Origin of the sequence: Kitasatospora sp. NPDC094015 (assembly GCF_040304075.1) — a bacterium.
Taxonomy (GTDB): domain Bacteria; phylum Actinomycetota; class Actinomycetes; order Streptomycetales; family Streptomycetaceae; genus Kitasatospora.
Genome location: NZ_JBEOUL010000001.1, coordinates 222,257 through 234,665, shown reverse-complemented (window position 1 = coordinate 234,665; position 12,409 = coordinate 222,257). Strand labels below are relative to the sequence as shown.

The window sequence follows — 12,409 nt, the reverse complement described above, 5'->3', positions numbered from 1 at the left end:
CCTGCGCCGGGGCTCAGCGGATGGGCAGGGCCTTGACGCCCGACAGCAGCGGGATGAGCTGGTACCGGCCGTCCCCGGGACCGCAGGAGGGCTTGGTGTCGGGGGTGTCGGAGATGTTCGTCCCGGCCTTGAACCGCCCGTCCCCGCTCGCGGCGACGGTCGTGAAGTGGTCCCGGCGGCCGTCGAACCAGTACATGCACTGGTGCAGGTTCAGGTAGCGGCCGGCGGTCAGGTCCAGGGGCGTGGCGCTCGACAGCAGCGGGAGGAGGTCGGCGGTGCCGGCCCCGTCGCTGCACCTGGGCGCGGTGTCGCGGGTGTCGGAGACATGGGTGCCGGCCGTGAACTTGAAGTCGGTGGTGGAGACCGTGGTGGTGAGGTGGCTCTGGTCGAAGTCGCTGTAGTACACGCACTGGTGCAGGTTCAGGTAGCGTCCGGCGGCCAGGTCGTAGCCCTCGGCGGCCCGGTAGACGTTGAGCTCGTACGTCCCGTCCCCGCTCCCGCACACGGGGGCGGGGTCGGGGCTGCCGGAGACGTTCGTCCCGGCCTTGAACCGCCCGTCGCCGCTCGGGACCACGGTGGTCATCAGGTCGAAGCTGTTCGGCAGGAACGGGCCGTTCCAGACGCACTGGTGCAGGTTGAGGTACCGGGCCGCCGGGGGCTGCGGTGCCGGGTCGGCGAGCGCGGCGGGGGCCGGGGCGACCAGGGCGGCGACGGACAGGGCGGCGCAGGCGAGCGCGGCGGAGCGGGACGAAGGGCGCATGGGGGACTCCGTGATCCGGTGCGGCCGCTCCCGACGAGCGGCCGTCACGCAGCAGGCTCCCCCGGCGCGTCGATCCCGCCGGGCCGCCGCGCGGGAACGTCACCCGAACGACCGGCCGCGCCGAGGCCTGGCGCCGCAAGGGTGCTTCGTGTCCGGATCGACGGCGCGCCCGCCTCCCGGAACAGTCCTAGCCGGCCTGGCCGAGCAGGATGTCGCGGGCCCGCTCCCACATCGCCGGGTCGGCGGCCACCAGCAGGCCGTCCTCGCAGCCCGGCGGCTCGGGCCGGTAGGGGGTGCCGTCGAGCCGGGCCGAGACGCCGCCGGCCTCGCTGACCAGCAGCGAGCCAGGGGCGTGGTCCCAGGGCAGGGTGCGCCAGTAGAGGATGAAGTCCAGCCCGCCGTCCGCCAGCAGCGGGTACTCCATGCCCGCCGAGCGCAGGCCCTCCTCCAGCCGGCCGAAGGCCCGCGCCCTGGCCTGCAGCTGGTGGTGGGTGGCCGGGTCGAGGAAGCGGCTCTTCAGCAGGCCGTGCCACTTCTCCGGGAGGTCGGCGGAGGCCTCCCGGTGCAGCCGCTGGCCGTCCCGCCAGGCGCCGGAGCCGAGTTCCGCCGCGTACGCGGTGCCGCTCACGGGCTGCCAGATCCACGCGGCGACCGTCCGGCCGTCCCGGACGAGCGCGGCCATCACGGCGAACTCGGGGCGCCCGGCCACGAAGTTCCCGGTGCCGTCGATCGGGTCGACCAGCCAGACGGCCGGCTCGGAGCCGAGCGCCCGGGCGAGGTCCGGGTCGGCCGAGACCGCCTCCTCGCCGACCACCGGTACGGGCAGCAGCTCGCGCAGCCGCCGGGTGATCAGCTGCTCGGCCTCGCGGTCGGCCACCGTGACCAGCTCGCCCGGCGCCTTCTCCATCACCTCGCCGGTCGCCAGCGCCCGGAACCGGGGCTCCACCGCCGCGGCTGACGCCTCGACGAGGATCTCCGCCACCTTCTCCATCAGCACCAGACCGCTCCTTTCGCCTGGTACCACTCTTGCACGCCCCCGTGGCGCGGACCTGCGGCGGGACCCGTCCGGCCGGGCGCCGGGCGGCCCCGGAGCGCCCGGCCGGACGGCCGGCGGCGCCCTCAGTCCCCGTCCGGGTCGAGGAAGTGGAAGCCGGGCCGAGGGTGCATCAGGAACTCGTGGTGCGAGATGTTCCAGGCGTACGCCCCGGCCATCGCGAAGACCACCCGGTCGGCCGCACGCAGCGCGCCCACCGGCGCCCGGTGCGCCAGGACGTCCTTCGGGGTGCAGAGCTGGCCGCACAGGGTGGCCCGGCCGGTGGTGGCCGCGGGGCGCGGCCACGGGTGCGGCCAGCCGGCGACCGGGCGCACGGTGAACGGCTGGTCGTGGCCGCGGGTGGCCGGGGTGCGCAGGTGGTGGGTGCCGCCGCGGAGCACCGCGAAGTCCTCGCCGTGACTGTGCTTCACGTCCAGCACCTCGGTCGCGTACCAGCCGCAGTAGGCGGTCAGCGACCGGCCGGGCTCGATCCGCAGGGTGAGGCCGGGATGCTCCGCCAGCAGGGCGGCGAGGCCGGCGCCGAAGGCCGGCCAGTCGAACCGGGCGGCCGGGTCGGCGTAGTCCACGGCCATCCCGCCGCCGAGGTTGACCTCCGCCAGGGGTACGCCGTGCCGGGCGGCCAGCGCGGCCGACCAGTCGACCACCCGGCGGGCCACCGCCAGCTGCTCGGCGGCCGGCAGCCCGCTGGCCAGGTGGGCGTGCACGCCGCGCAGCCGCAGCCGGGCGTACTCCGGGCGGGCGAGCAGCCGCAGGCAGGCCTCGACCCGCTCCGGGTCCAGGCCGAACGGGCTGGGCCGCCCGCCCATGGCCAGCGCGACCGAGTCCAGGGTGCCGGCGGGCACCGGCAGGTTGACCCGCAGCAGCAGGTCGACCGGGCCGGGCGCGGTCTCGGCCAGCAGATGCAGGTCGCGCTCGCTCTCCACGTGCCAGCGCTGCACCCCGGCCGCCAGCGCCGCCGCGATCTCGTCCTTGGTCCGGCCGGGGCCGCCGAAGGCCAGCACGGCGCCCGGTACGGCCGCCCGGACGTGCGCCGACTCACCCCCGGAGGAGACCTCGTAGCCGTCCACCAGCCCGTGCAGCGCGCGCAGCAGCTCGGCCGCGGGATTCGCCTTCGCCGCGTAGTACAGCTCGACCCGGGGCGGCAGCGCGGCCCGGACCGCCGCCGCGTGCGTGCGCAGGGCGGACAGGTCGTAGAGGTAGGCGGGCAGCTGCTCGGGGTCGAGCGAGTCGGCCAGCCGTAGGACGTCGGCGCTCACCGCAGCGCCTCCCGCCGGCCGTGGGCGGGCTGGGCGGGCAGCGGCAGGGCCGGCACGGAGCCGGCCAGCACCGATGGGGCCAGCGGCGAGGGCAGCCGGATGTACCCGGCCTCCCGGTCGGCCCGGCGTTCCCAGCGGGTCAGCAGGTTGGCCTTGGCGGGCAGCGGGACGCCGTCCAGCAGGGCCGCCAGCCGGGGCGGCGCGCCGAGCGCGGCCGAGCACTCGGCGAGCACCGCGCGGACCTCCGCCCAGAGCGCGGCCTCCGCCTCGGGGTGCCGGTCGGCGATCGCGGCCAGCAGCTCGGCGAGGTGGTTGACCAGCAGGCAGTAGACCACCCGGTCCCAGCCGCGCCCGGCGTCGTAGCGGATCGGCCCGGCGACCTCCGGCGGGAGCGCGGCCAGCAGCGCGGCGTTCCGGCCGGGCAGCAGCTTGGTGCCCTCCAGGTCGCGCAGGAGCACCTGGCCCGGGTGCCCGGAGCCGTCCACGCAGATCAGCACGTTCTGCAGGTGCGGCTCCAGCACCACCCCGTGGTCGAAGTAGGCGGCGAGCACCGGCGGCACCAGCAGGCGCAGGTACGCGGCCCACCACTGCCGCGCCTGCCGCGGTCCGGCGCCGTCCAGCAGCACCGAGATGTGCGCCGAGCTGGTCGGGTACTCGTCCGCCACGGCGGCGGCGAGCAGCGGGGTGAGTCCGGGGAGCAGCGGCCCGGCCGCCCCCTCGCGGACGATCACGCCGAGGCCCTCGAACAGCGCGGTGTCGGGGGAGCCGTCCGGGCCGGGCAGCGCGACGGTGCGGAAGGCGGGCTCGCGCAGCATCGCCGCGCCGGGGAAGCGCCGGCCCAGGTCGGCCAGCGGTCCGGCCAGCAGCCGGGTCAGCGCGACGGCGCCGCTGAGCTCGTACGCGGCGTTCTTGCGCAGGCAGTTGGTGATCCGCACGTTCAGGCTGAACTTGAGGAACCCCCCGGCGCCGGCCAGCGTGCGCACCGAGGCGGTCGGGGTGAACGGCTCGCCGCCGGGGCCGAGGTCGAGCAGCTCGCCGCGGGCGAGCGCGGCCCGCAGCCGCGGGTGCTCGCCGAGCAGTTGGTACTGCCAGGGGTGCGCCGGCAGCAGCCGGTAGCCGGCCGGTACCGGGCGCAGCCCGTCCAGCAGTGCGGTGGCGGCCGGGTCGCAGCTGTCCTCGGCGACCAGGTCGGTGCGGACGGCGAGGTGGTGCAGCGGGAAGGCGGCGCGGGTCTCGGGGGCGTAGTCCGTCCAGGTACCGCGTTCGGCCGACCGGGACTTGGGCGAGGGGTGGAAGCGGTGGCCGAACAGCAGGGCCTGCTCGGACTCCAGGTAGCGGTCCGCCCCGGGGGCCGGGCGCTCGGCCAGTGCGGTCGCCACCCCGGCGTGGCTGGACGCCAGTTGGGCGAGGAACTCGGGGTTTCCGGCGCCGCTGCGCAGGGTGAGCTCGGCGTGGATCCGTTCGGCCAGCTCCTGCCAGCCGAGTTCGCGCGGCCCGGTGCGGGTCTCCTCCTGGACGGGGCCGGTGAAGCGGTGCGCGCCGCTGAGCGCGGTGCGCCGCAGCGCGGCGCGGAGCACCACGCCGGTCCGGGGCAGCCGCAGCAGCAGCCGGCCGTCCGCCACCGCGGTCTGGTGCTCCGGTCCGGAGACCTCCCGCAGCAGGCAGTTGAGCAGGGTGTGCGCCACGGCGTGCTCGGCGGTGGGCAGCGTGGTGGGCGCCGCCGACGGGGCGAGGCCCGACTGCTGGCGGGCGGTCCGGGTGGGCATCGTGGTCTCCAGCGGGTCGGGGCGGCCGGGGGTGGGTTCACCCCGGACCGGGGCGGTCACCCGGCGACTCCGGGGCGGCGGAGGTAGTTGGGGCCGGTGGTGTAGTGCTTGTTGATGTCGGCGGCCCCGGAGCGCTCCTTGCTCTGCAGGGTGCCGGCGGTGACCATCGCCTTCACCGGGAGCCGGTCGGCGTCCAGCAGTCGGGTGCGCAGCGGCCCGCCCGCCGGGCCGAGCCGCTCGACCGCCTCGGTGAGGGCGGCGCGCAGTACGCGGAGGCTGCCGGTGAGCGGTGCCCGGCCGTGCCGGGCGAGGGCGAAGGCGAGCGCCGCGGTGCACAGGTGGCCGGTGATGGTGGTGAACAGGTCGGTCAGCGGCCGGTCGTCCTCGACCAGGATCCGCCGGTCGTCGAACCCGGCGGCGTACGGGGCGAGTTCGCCCAGGCGCCGGGTGTTGACCCGCAGGCCGTCGTTGTCCTTGAGCAGCAGCCGCAGCCGGGTGCGGCCGGCGGGCCGGTCGAGCACCAGCGAGGTGTTCTGCTGGTGCGATTCGAGGGCGATGCCGTGGCCGAAGAGCGTGGTCTGCCAGTCGACCAGCAGGGTCACCAGGTCGCGGTAGAGCTCGGGCACCGAACCGCCGTAGTACCGGTCGGCCAGCTGGTCGACGACCAGGGCGTCGCCCGGGGCGCGGGCCGTCAGTGCGGCCAGCGGCACGGTGACGGCGCCGGCGAGGGCGGCCGGCTGGCGGCGCAGCAGGACGGCCAGCAGTTCGTGGCCCGCGTGCGCCCAGCACTGCTCGTCGGCGTGCAGGATCCGCCCGGCGAACCGGGGTTCGCGGGCCAGTACGGCCTCCAGCAGCCGCTGTCCGGCGGCGCCGTCGGCCAGCGTGCCGGGCTTGATGGTGCGGCGGTTGCGCAGGCCCAGGGTGGCGGTGTCGAGCGGCAGCTTGAGGTGGTGGTCGGGGGCGTCGGCGACGGCGACGGTCCGCATCGACAGGGTCGGCACCACCGCCAGGTGGGGCCGGTCGGCGAGGACCGCGCCGGGCGGCAGCAGGCCGGCCGCCCGCCCGGCGGTCAGCGGGTGGACCGGCAGTGGCAGCAGGTCGGCCGGCAGGCCCAGCCGCTCCGCCCGGGGCCACCAGTCGGGCAGCCGGTCCGCGCACCGCAGGGTGACCGCCGAGGCCGGCAGTCCGAGCCAGCGCAGCTCGAACGAGGGGTGGAACTCGGGTGCGTATGCACGCAGTTGGGGCTCGTCCAGGCCGGTGCGGGCGCGGCCGGTCGGGTAGACCGGGTGGTCGAGGTAGGCGGCCAGGGTGTCGAAGGCGAGCGCGGGGCCCGGGCCCCGCCAGTCGGCGGTGTCGGCGCCGTAGCGCTGCGCCAGCGCGGCCCGGGTGCCGGCCTCGGCGCGGGCGTGCAGCCGGACGGCGGCGAGCGCCTCGCGGCACTCCTCGGCGAACGCCCGGTGCCCGTCCCGGTCCTCGGGGTCGGCCAGGGCGGCCACCTCGGCCAGGATCAGCGGGAGTTCGGTGACCGGGGTGTCGTCGGCCTCCAGCAGCGGCAGCCGGGCGGCGTACTCGCTCTGGAAGCCGTCCGCGGCGACCGGCAGGGCCAGCCGCCCGGCCCGCAGCCAGGTGCCGTCCGCGCGCTGCTCGGGGACGGCGGCGGTGCGCAGCCCCACCACGTCCTCGCGGAGCAGCGTGTCGAGCACCCGCAGGGTCAGCGCGCGGGCCTCGGTCACGGGGTGACCTCCCAGTGGTGGGCGGCGATGAACCGCTCGACCGCCAGGTCGGCGGCCCGCTGGTCGGGGCCGACGGCCCAGGCGACGCCCAGGTAGTCGCGGTTGGTGCGGTAGTGCTCGTGGTGCTCGCCGACCGCGCGGGTCGGCCGGTAGCCGAACCGGACGCCGTCGGCCTCCCAGGACGCCGGGCCGGGGGCGGCGGTCAGCGTGCCGGCCCGGTCGGCGCAGACCGGCCGGTTGCGGGCCCGGCGGTCGGTGCGCGGGCGCAGGCCGGCCGGCAGCGGCCGGCCGAGGTGGGCGCCGAGCACCAGCTCGAAGTACGGTACGCCGAGCAGGTGTTCCAGCATCAGGTCGCACTGGTCGCCGATGGCACGGTAGTTGACCTCGACCAGCCGGGCCCGGCCGTCCGGCTGGACGACGAACTCGGTGTGGCAGGCGCCGAGTCCGACTCCGACGGCGTCCAGCTGGGCGAGCACCTGGGCGGTCACCTCGGGCGGGTGCGCGGGCACGTACTCCAGGGCCTCCTCGACGAAGTGCGGTGGCGGCGAGAGGGTGGTGCGGAAGCCGCCGAGCACCAGCCGGGTGGCGCCGTCGCCGAGCGTCTCCAGGGTGTGCAGGCCGCCCGGGAGGAACTCCTCGACCAGCAGCGCCGCGCCGGGCCGGCGCTGCTGGATCTCCCGGCAGCGCAGGGCGAGTTCGGCGGCGTCACCGACCAGGGCGACGTCCTCGCTGGCGACCCCCTCGCGGGGCTTGAGCACGCAGGGGAAGGGCGGTGCGAGGGTGGCCGGATCCTGCCCGGGGGCGAGCTCGGCGGACCACACCGCGTCCAGGCCGGTCGCGGCCAGGTGGCGGCGCAGCTCGGCCTTGTTCTTGGCCCGCAGGGTGGCCCGCCAGTCCTTGGCCGGCAGGCCGAAGTAGGCCGCGGCCAGGGCGGTCTGGGTCTGCAGGTGGTCGCTGTTGCTGAACACCGCGTCCGGCGGGGCGTGCCGGGAGATCAGGCCGACCACCTCGCGGAAGTCCTGCACCGCGCACTCCACCACCTCGGGGGCCCGGTCCAGGTCGGCGTAGGCCGCCCGGTGGGGCTGGGCGCAGTCGGTCAGCACGGTGACGTCCAGGCCGAGCCGGGTGGCGGCGGGCAGGAAGCCGAGGGTGACCGAGTCGGTGGGGTTCAGGGCGAGCAGGTACAGCCGCATGGATCCTCGCAGTGGTCGTCGGGCCGGACGGCGGGCTGCGCCGACCGGGCCGGAGTGGGCTGCTTCGGCACGGGGAAGACACTCTGGTTTCTTCACCGGGCCGGCCCCCGTCACACCGGGGTCCACCGGGTCGTGCTCCGCCCTCGCCCGCCACCCCTCCGGTCCGGGCCGCGGCGACCGGCCGGAACGGGCTCAATCTAGGTGAGGGCGACCTAAATGTGTCAAATTCTCGGATTCACCCCTGTGCCGGCCCGACCCTCCGTCAGTTATGGACTAAGGTGAGCCTCACCTTAGTCCTTGTCGGGAGTCCAGATGCTCCAACTGACGGCCGATCAGCGCAGCCGGGCCGACGAACTCGCCGAGACCTATCGGCTGCTGTTCGCCGCCTGCGACGGCGCGCTCCGGGTCGAACTCGCCGTACGGCCGCCCGAGGGCGGGCGCTGGCGCAGAGCCGACACGCTGGCCTGCTCGGTCGAGGAGCTGGTGGCGGGCGAGAGCGCGCGGATCGCCGCCGAGCACGGCCGGGCCCCGCGCACCCACGTGGCCGCCTCCCGGATCCTGCACCACTACCTCTGGTCGGTGTGCCTGCTGGTCAGCGGCCCCTGGTACCTGGAGCGCCAGGTGCCGCAGCTGCGCGCCACCGACCTGTGGATCGACCCGGCCGACGGCCGCCTCGCGGTCCGCCCGGGCGACTGGGTGGTCGGCGACGAGTCCGAGCTGCGCACCGCGCTGGCCGAGCACCTCGGGCCGGTGCTGGCCGCCTTCCAGCCGTACGTGCGGCGCGGGCCGCGGGCGCTGTGGGGGATGGCCGCCGACGACCTGCTCTCCGGGATCTGGTACCTGGGCCGGGTGCTGGGCGAGGAGGACCACGCGGTGGAGGCCGCCGCCGCCGTGCTGCCCGGCGACACCCCGCCGTTCCCCGGCGCCGCCGAGTTCCGCCGGCTGCCCGGCACCGCGGGGCGCAGCCACTGGACCAGGACCAGGGCCGGCTGCTGCCTCTACTACGCCGTCGACCCGGCCCAGGCCTGCCTGACCTGCCCGCGCACCACCGACGAGGAGCGGGTGACCCGGCTGGAGGCCTGAGCCGCGCGGCCGGGGCTGCTGGCCGGGCTCAGCGCCGTCGCGAGACCGCCACGCCGGCCAGGCAGAGCGCCCCACCGGCCAGCGTCAGCCAGCCCGGCACCTCGCCCAGGACGGCCCAGGCCATCAGGACCACCAGCGCGGGCACCGCGTACGTGGTCGCGCCCATCCGTCCGGCGGTGGTGCGGGCCAGCGCGTACGCCCAGGTGGTGAACGCCAGCGCGGTCGGGAACAGGCCCAGGTAGAACACCCCGAGGGTGGCCGACAGCGGCGCCCGGCCCAGCTGGTCGACCAGCTGCGGGGCGAACGGCAGGCAGGCCGCCGTCCCGACCAGGCAGCCGAAGGTGGTGACCTGGAGCGGCGAGGCGTGCCGCAGCGCGGGCTTCTGGGACACCACCCCACCGGCGTAGGTGATCGCGGCGATCACGCACAGCACGATGCCCAGGGTCGAACTCCCGCCCCCGCCACCGCCCGAGACGGAGAGCCCGACCACCACGGCGCCGGCGAACGAGACCGCCATCCCGGCGAGCAGCTTCGGCGGGTAGCCCTCGCCGAGGAACCGGCCGCCGAGCAGGGCGATCAGCACCGGGCCGATGTTCACCACCATCGCGGCGGTGCCCGCGTCCACCTGCTGCTCGCCCCAGTTGAGCGCCACCATGTACGCGCCGAACCAGAGCAGCCCGCTGGCGGCGATCCCCGGCCACGCGGCCCGCGGCGGCACCCCCTCGCCCCGGACGGCCAGCAGCACCACCAGCGCGACCGAGCCGGCCAGCAGCCGCCCGAGCGCCAGCGCGCCGGGACCGAAGTGCTCGCCCGCACCCCGGATCGCGACGAAGGCCGAGGCCCAGAGCACCACCGTGGTGGTCGCGGCGGCCAGCGCCTTGCGGTCCGGGCCGGAGGGGGTCGGGCCGGAGGGGGTCGGGTCGGGCGGGGCCGCGTCGGACGGGGTCGGGTCGGACGGGGTCGGGTCGGAGAGCGCCATCCGGCCAACCTACGGGGCGCCGGGGCGGACCGGGAAGGCGATTTCCCTCGTGCCCCGGGGGCGCCGCGCTACCGTGCCGCCGCGGTGGCCGGTCGGGTGGCCGGGCGGTGCTCCCGGCGCCGGAAACGGGTCTCGGTGGCGCCGGCGAGTGCGAGCAGCGCGGCCAGCGCCGCGGCCGCGCAGGTGAGCAGGAACGGCGCCCTTGGCCCGTACCCGTCGGCCAGCCGGCCGGCCAGGACGGTGCCGACGGACTGGGCCAGCGTGATGCTGCTGACCAGGGCGGCCATCGCCTCGCCGAGGCGCTCGGCGGGGACGGTGCGCTCGGTGAGGCCGAACATCGTGATCATCTGCGGTGCGACCGCCACCCCGAGGAAGCCGACGCCGAGCGCGAGGCCGGTCAGGTCGGTGGTCCACGGCAGCGGCAGGGCGGCGACGAGCAGCAGCAGCGTCCCCGCCCGCAGCCGCAGCGCCAGCCCGTACCGGGCGGGCAGGGCGGCGGTGGCCACCCCGGCGAACGAGCTGGTGAGGCCGATCAGGCCGTAGAGCAGGCCGGCCGCGCCGGGGCGGCCGAGGTCCGCGGTGATGGCGGTGACCCCGACCTGCACGGAGCCGAAGCAGACCCCGAGCAGCGCCATCCCGGCCAGCAGGAGCGCGAACGGGGCGCTCCGCAGCCCGCCCGCCGAGCGCTTGCGGCGGTCGCGGCTGCCGGTGGGCGCGGTCGGGTGCAGGGCGAACAGCGTGCCGCAGACGCCGACCAGGGCGGCGCCGAGCAGCATCCCGGCGGCCGGGTCGGCCAGCGTCGCCAGCAGGCCGACCAGGGCCGGGCCGACGGTGAAGCTGATCTCGTCCATGATGCCGTCGAGCGAGATCGCGGCGGCGCCGGACTCCCGATTGCCGCCCGCGAGTTGGATCCAGCGGCTGCGCGAGAGCGGGCCGATCAGCGGCACCGAGAGCCCGATCAGTGCGGCCGGGGCGAGCTGCCAGGGCAGCGGCAGACCCTGTTCGGAGGCGAGGACCAGGGCGAGGATCGCGAGCGCGTTGACGGCCGCGGCCACCAGCCCGACCACGCGCTGGCCGCGCCGGTCCGCGAGCCGCCCGACCGGTGGGCCGGCCAGGGCCTGGGAGACCGCCAGGGTGCCGGAGACGATCGAACCCCGCCAGACCGAGCCGGAGTTGTGGCTGACCAGCAGCAGGCTGCCGATCGGGCCCATGGCGTTGGGCAGCCGGCCGAGCAGCGACCAGAGCAGGACCGGGCGGCCGGTCAGGCGTACGGCGGTGCGGAACGTCGTGACAGCGGCCATCGACCGCCACCCCCCGGAGGCGGGGCCGCGTCGGGGCGCCCGCCTCCCGTCCGTCGGCCCTGGCTGGTCCGGCAGCTCGCGGGTGAGCCTCGAACCTACGGGGGCGCCGGGGCGGCCGGGAAGCGTGGGATCGCCCAGCGGGGCGGGCGGCGGGCCGGGGGGTGTTGGAGGAGCCGCCAAGGCGGTTCGGGTGAATCACCGACGCCGGGGTGCTGGGGGCGGGGAACGCCGACGGCGGGGTGCTCAGGATGGGGACGCCGACGGCGGGTGCCGGGGGCGGAGGAACGCCGACGGCCCCGCCCGCCCGATGGACCATCACCGGGTGGACGGGGCCGTGGGATCGCCGGTGACCGCGAGACCCCTCGCGCGGGCACCGAAGCCGGACGGCGACCCTCGCGGGTGCCTGAGCTTAGGTAACCCTAACCTGGTGGAGTGGCGGGCGGCAAGCGTCCGGGCCTGCTCAGTGCCGGCCGAGCCGCTCGTGCTCGGCCCGCACCCGGCGGTCCATCGCCAGCGTGAACTGGGTGTCGGCGACCGCCCTGGCCAGCGGCCGGATCCGGAGGATCTGGTCGCGCAGCCGCGCCGCCTCGGCGGGGGAGAGCCGCTCCACCTGGTCGAGCGGGCCCAGCAGCTGGTCGGCGATGAGCGAGACGAAGGATTCGGCGATGGCGTCGGCGTGCTCCTGCGCGGTCCGGCTGGCCGCCAGCACCGCGGCCAGCGGGACGCCCTCGCCGACCAGGGCGGTGGTGGCCTCCATCAGACGCCGGCTGATGTGGGTGATGCCGTCCGGTTCGACGGTGATGTAGCCCTGGGCGATCGACTCGGCGGTGTTCTCCTCGGTCAGCTGCTCGCCGAAGGCGGCCTGCAGCTCGGACCAGTCGAGGTGCACCGGGGTCTCGTCCGACCAGGGCGCGGTGATCGCGTCCTGCAGGCCGATCAGCTCGGCGACCTCCCGGCCGCTCTCGCCGGCGCCGATCAGTTCGGCGATGCCACCCAACGCGTGCCCGCGCTCCAGCAGTTCGGCGATCACCCGGAGCCGGGTCAGGTGCTCCTCGCCGTACCAGGCGATCCGCCCCTCCTTGCGCGGCGGCTGGAGCAGCTTGCGCTCGCGGTAGAACCGCACCGTGCGCACGGTGATCCCGGCGGCCTCGGCCAGTTCCTCCACCCGGTACCGGCGCGGGCCGGCCGCCTGCTCGATCTCCTCGGTGTCCGCCACGCCGACAGCATAGGCCGGGCGGGTGCCGAACCGATGTGCTCCGCCTTCTTCCGGGAACCGCCCGCACG

10 protein-coding genes are annotated in these 12,409 nt (G+C 76.4%); 1 reads left to right on the top strand and 9 read right to left on the bottom strand.

Translation table 11 applies throughout. The annotated features are described in order from the left end of the window. Positions 1–13 precede the first annotated feature (13 nt). The 6 genes from ABT014_RS01035 to ABT014_RS01010 form a co-directional block, all read right to left on the bottom strand. On the bottom strand, positions 14–760 hold the full coding sequence (locus ABT014_RS01035; protein WP_350635432.1) for a hypothetical protein: 747 nt from the start codon (positions 758–760) through the stop codon (positions 14–16). Between the two features lie 187 nt (positions 761–947). Beyond that, the gene (locus ABT014_RS01030; RefSeq protein WP_350635980.1) at positions 948–1,751 is read right to left on the bottom strand and encodes an inositol monophosphatase family protein; all 804 of its coding nucleotides are present in this window, start codon (positions 1,749–1,751) and stop codon (positions 948–950) included. A gap of 128 nt (positions 1,752–1,879) precedes the next feature. Beyond that, a complete protein-coding gene (locus ABT014_RS01025) occupies positions 1,880–3,070 on the bottom strand; it encodes a type III PLP-dependent enzyme (RefSeq protein ID WP_350635430.1) in 1,191 nt (396 codons plus the stop codon). Beyond that, positions 3,067–4,836 (bottom strand): IucA/IucC family protein, encoded by a 1,770-nt coding sequence (locus ABT014_RS01020; protein ID WP_350635977.1) that lies wholly within the window; start codon positions 4,834–4,836, stop codon positions 3,067–3,069. The genes ABT014_RS01025 and ABT014_RS01020 overlap by 4 nt, the downstream gene beginning before the upstream one ends. Positions 4,837–4,892: 56 nt before the next feature. After that, entirely contained in the window at positions 4,893–6,569 is a 1,677-nt protein-coding gene (locus ABT014_RS01015; protein ID WP_350635428.1) for an IucA/IucC family protein, read from the bottom strand. After that, positions 6,566–7,762, bottom strand: a complete 1,197-nt coding sequence (locus tag ABT014_RS01010) for an ATP-grasp domain-containing protein (protein ID WP_350635426.1) — start codon at positions 7,760–7,762, stop codon at positions 6,566–6,568. Before ABT014_RS01010 ends, ABT014_RS01015 begins: the two co-directional genes overlap by 4 nt. A gap of 312 nt (positions 7,763–8,074) precedes the next feature. Here ABT014_RS01010 and ABT014_RS01005 point away from each other — a divergent pair, with 312 nt between their 5' ends. Beyond that, entirely contained in the window at positions 8,075–8,845 is a 771-nt protein-coding gene (locus ABT014_RS01005) for a (2Fe-2S)-binding protein (protein WP_350635424.1), read from the top strand. Positions 8,846–8,873: 28 nt separating this feature from the next. On the opposite strand, the gene ABT014_RS01000 is transcribed toward ABT014_RS01005, so the two are convergent. From ABT014_RS01000 to ABT014_RS00990, 3 genes are all read right to left on the bottom strand, one after another. Further along, positions 8,874–9,719: a DMT family transporter gene (locus tag ABT014_RS01000; protein ID WP_350635974.1), complete on the bottom strand. Its 846-nt coding sequence runs from the start codon at positions 9,717–9,719 to the stop codon at positions 8,874–8,876. Positions 9,720–9,892: 173 nt separating this feature from the next. Then, positions 9,893–11,125, bottom strand: coding sequence for an MFS transporter (locus tag ABT014_RS00995; RefSeq protein ID WP_350635422.1), 1,233 nt, complete (start codon positions 11,123–11,125; stop codon positions 9,893–9,895). Positions 11,126–11,585: 460 nt separating this feature from the next. After that, complete coding sequence (locus ABT014_RS00990) at positions 11,586–12,341, bottom strand: MerR family transcriptional regulator (RefSeq protein WP_350635420.1); 756 nt, start codon at positions 12,339–12,341, stop codon at positions 11,586–11,588. Between the last annotated feature and the right edge of the window lie 68 nt (positions 12,342–12,409).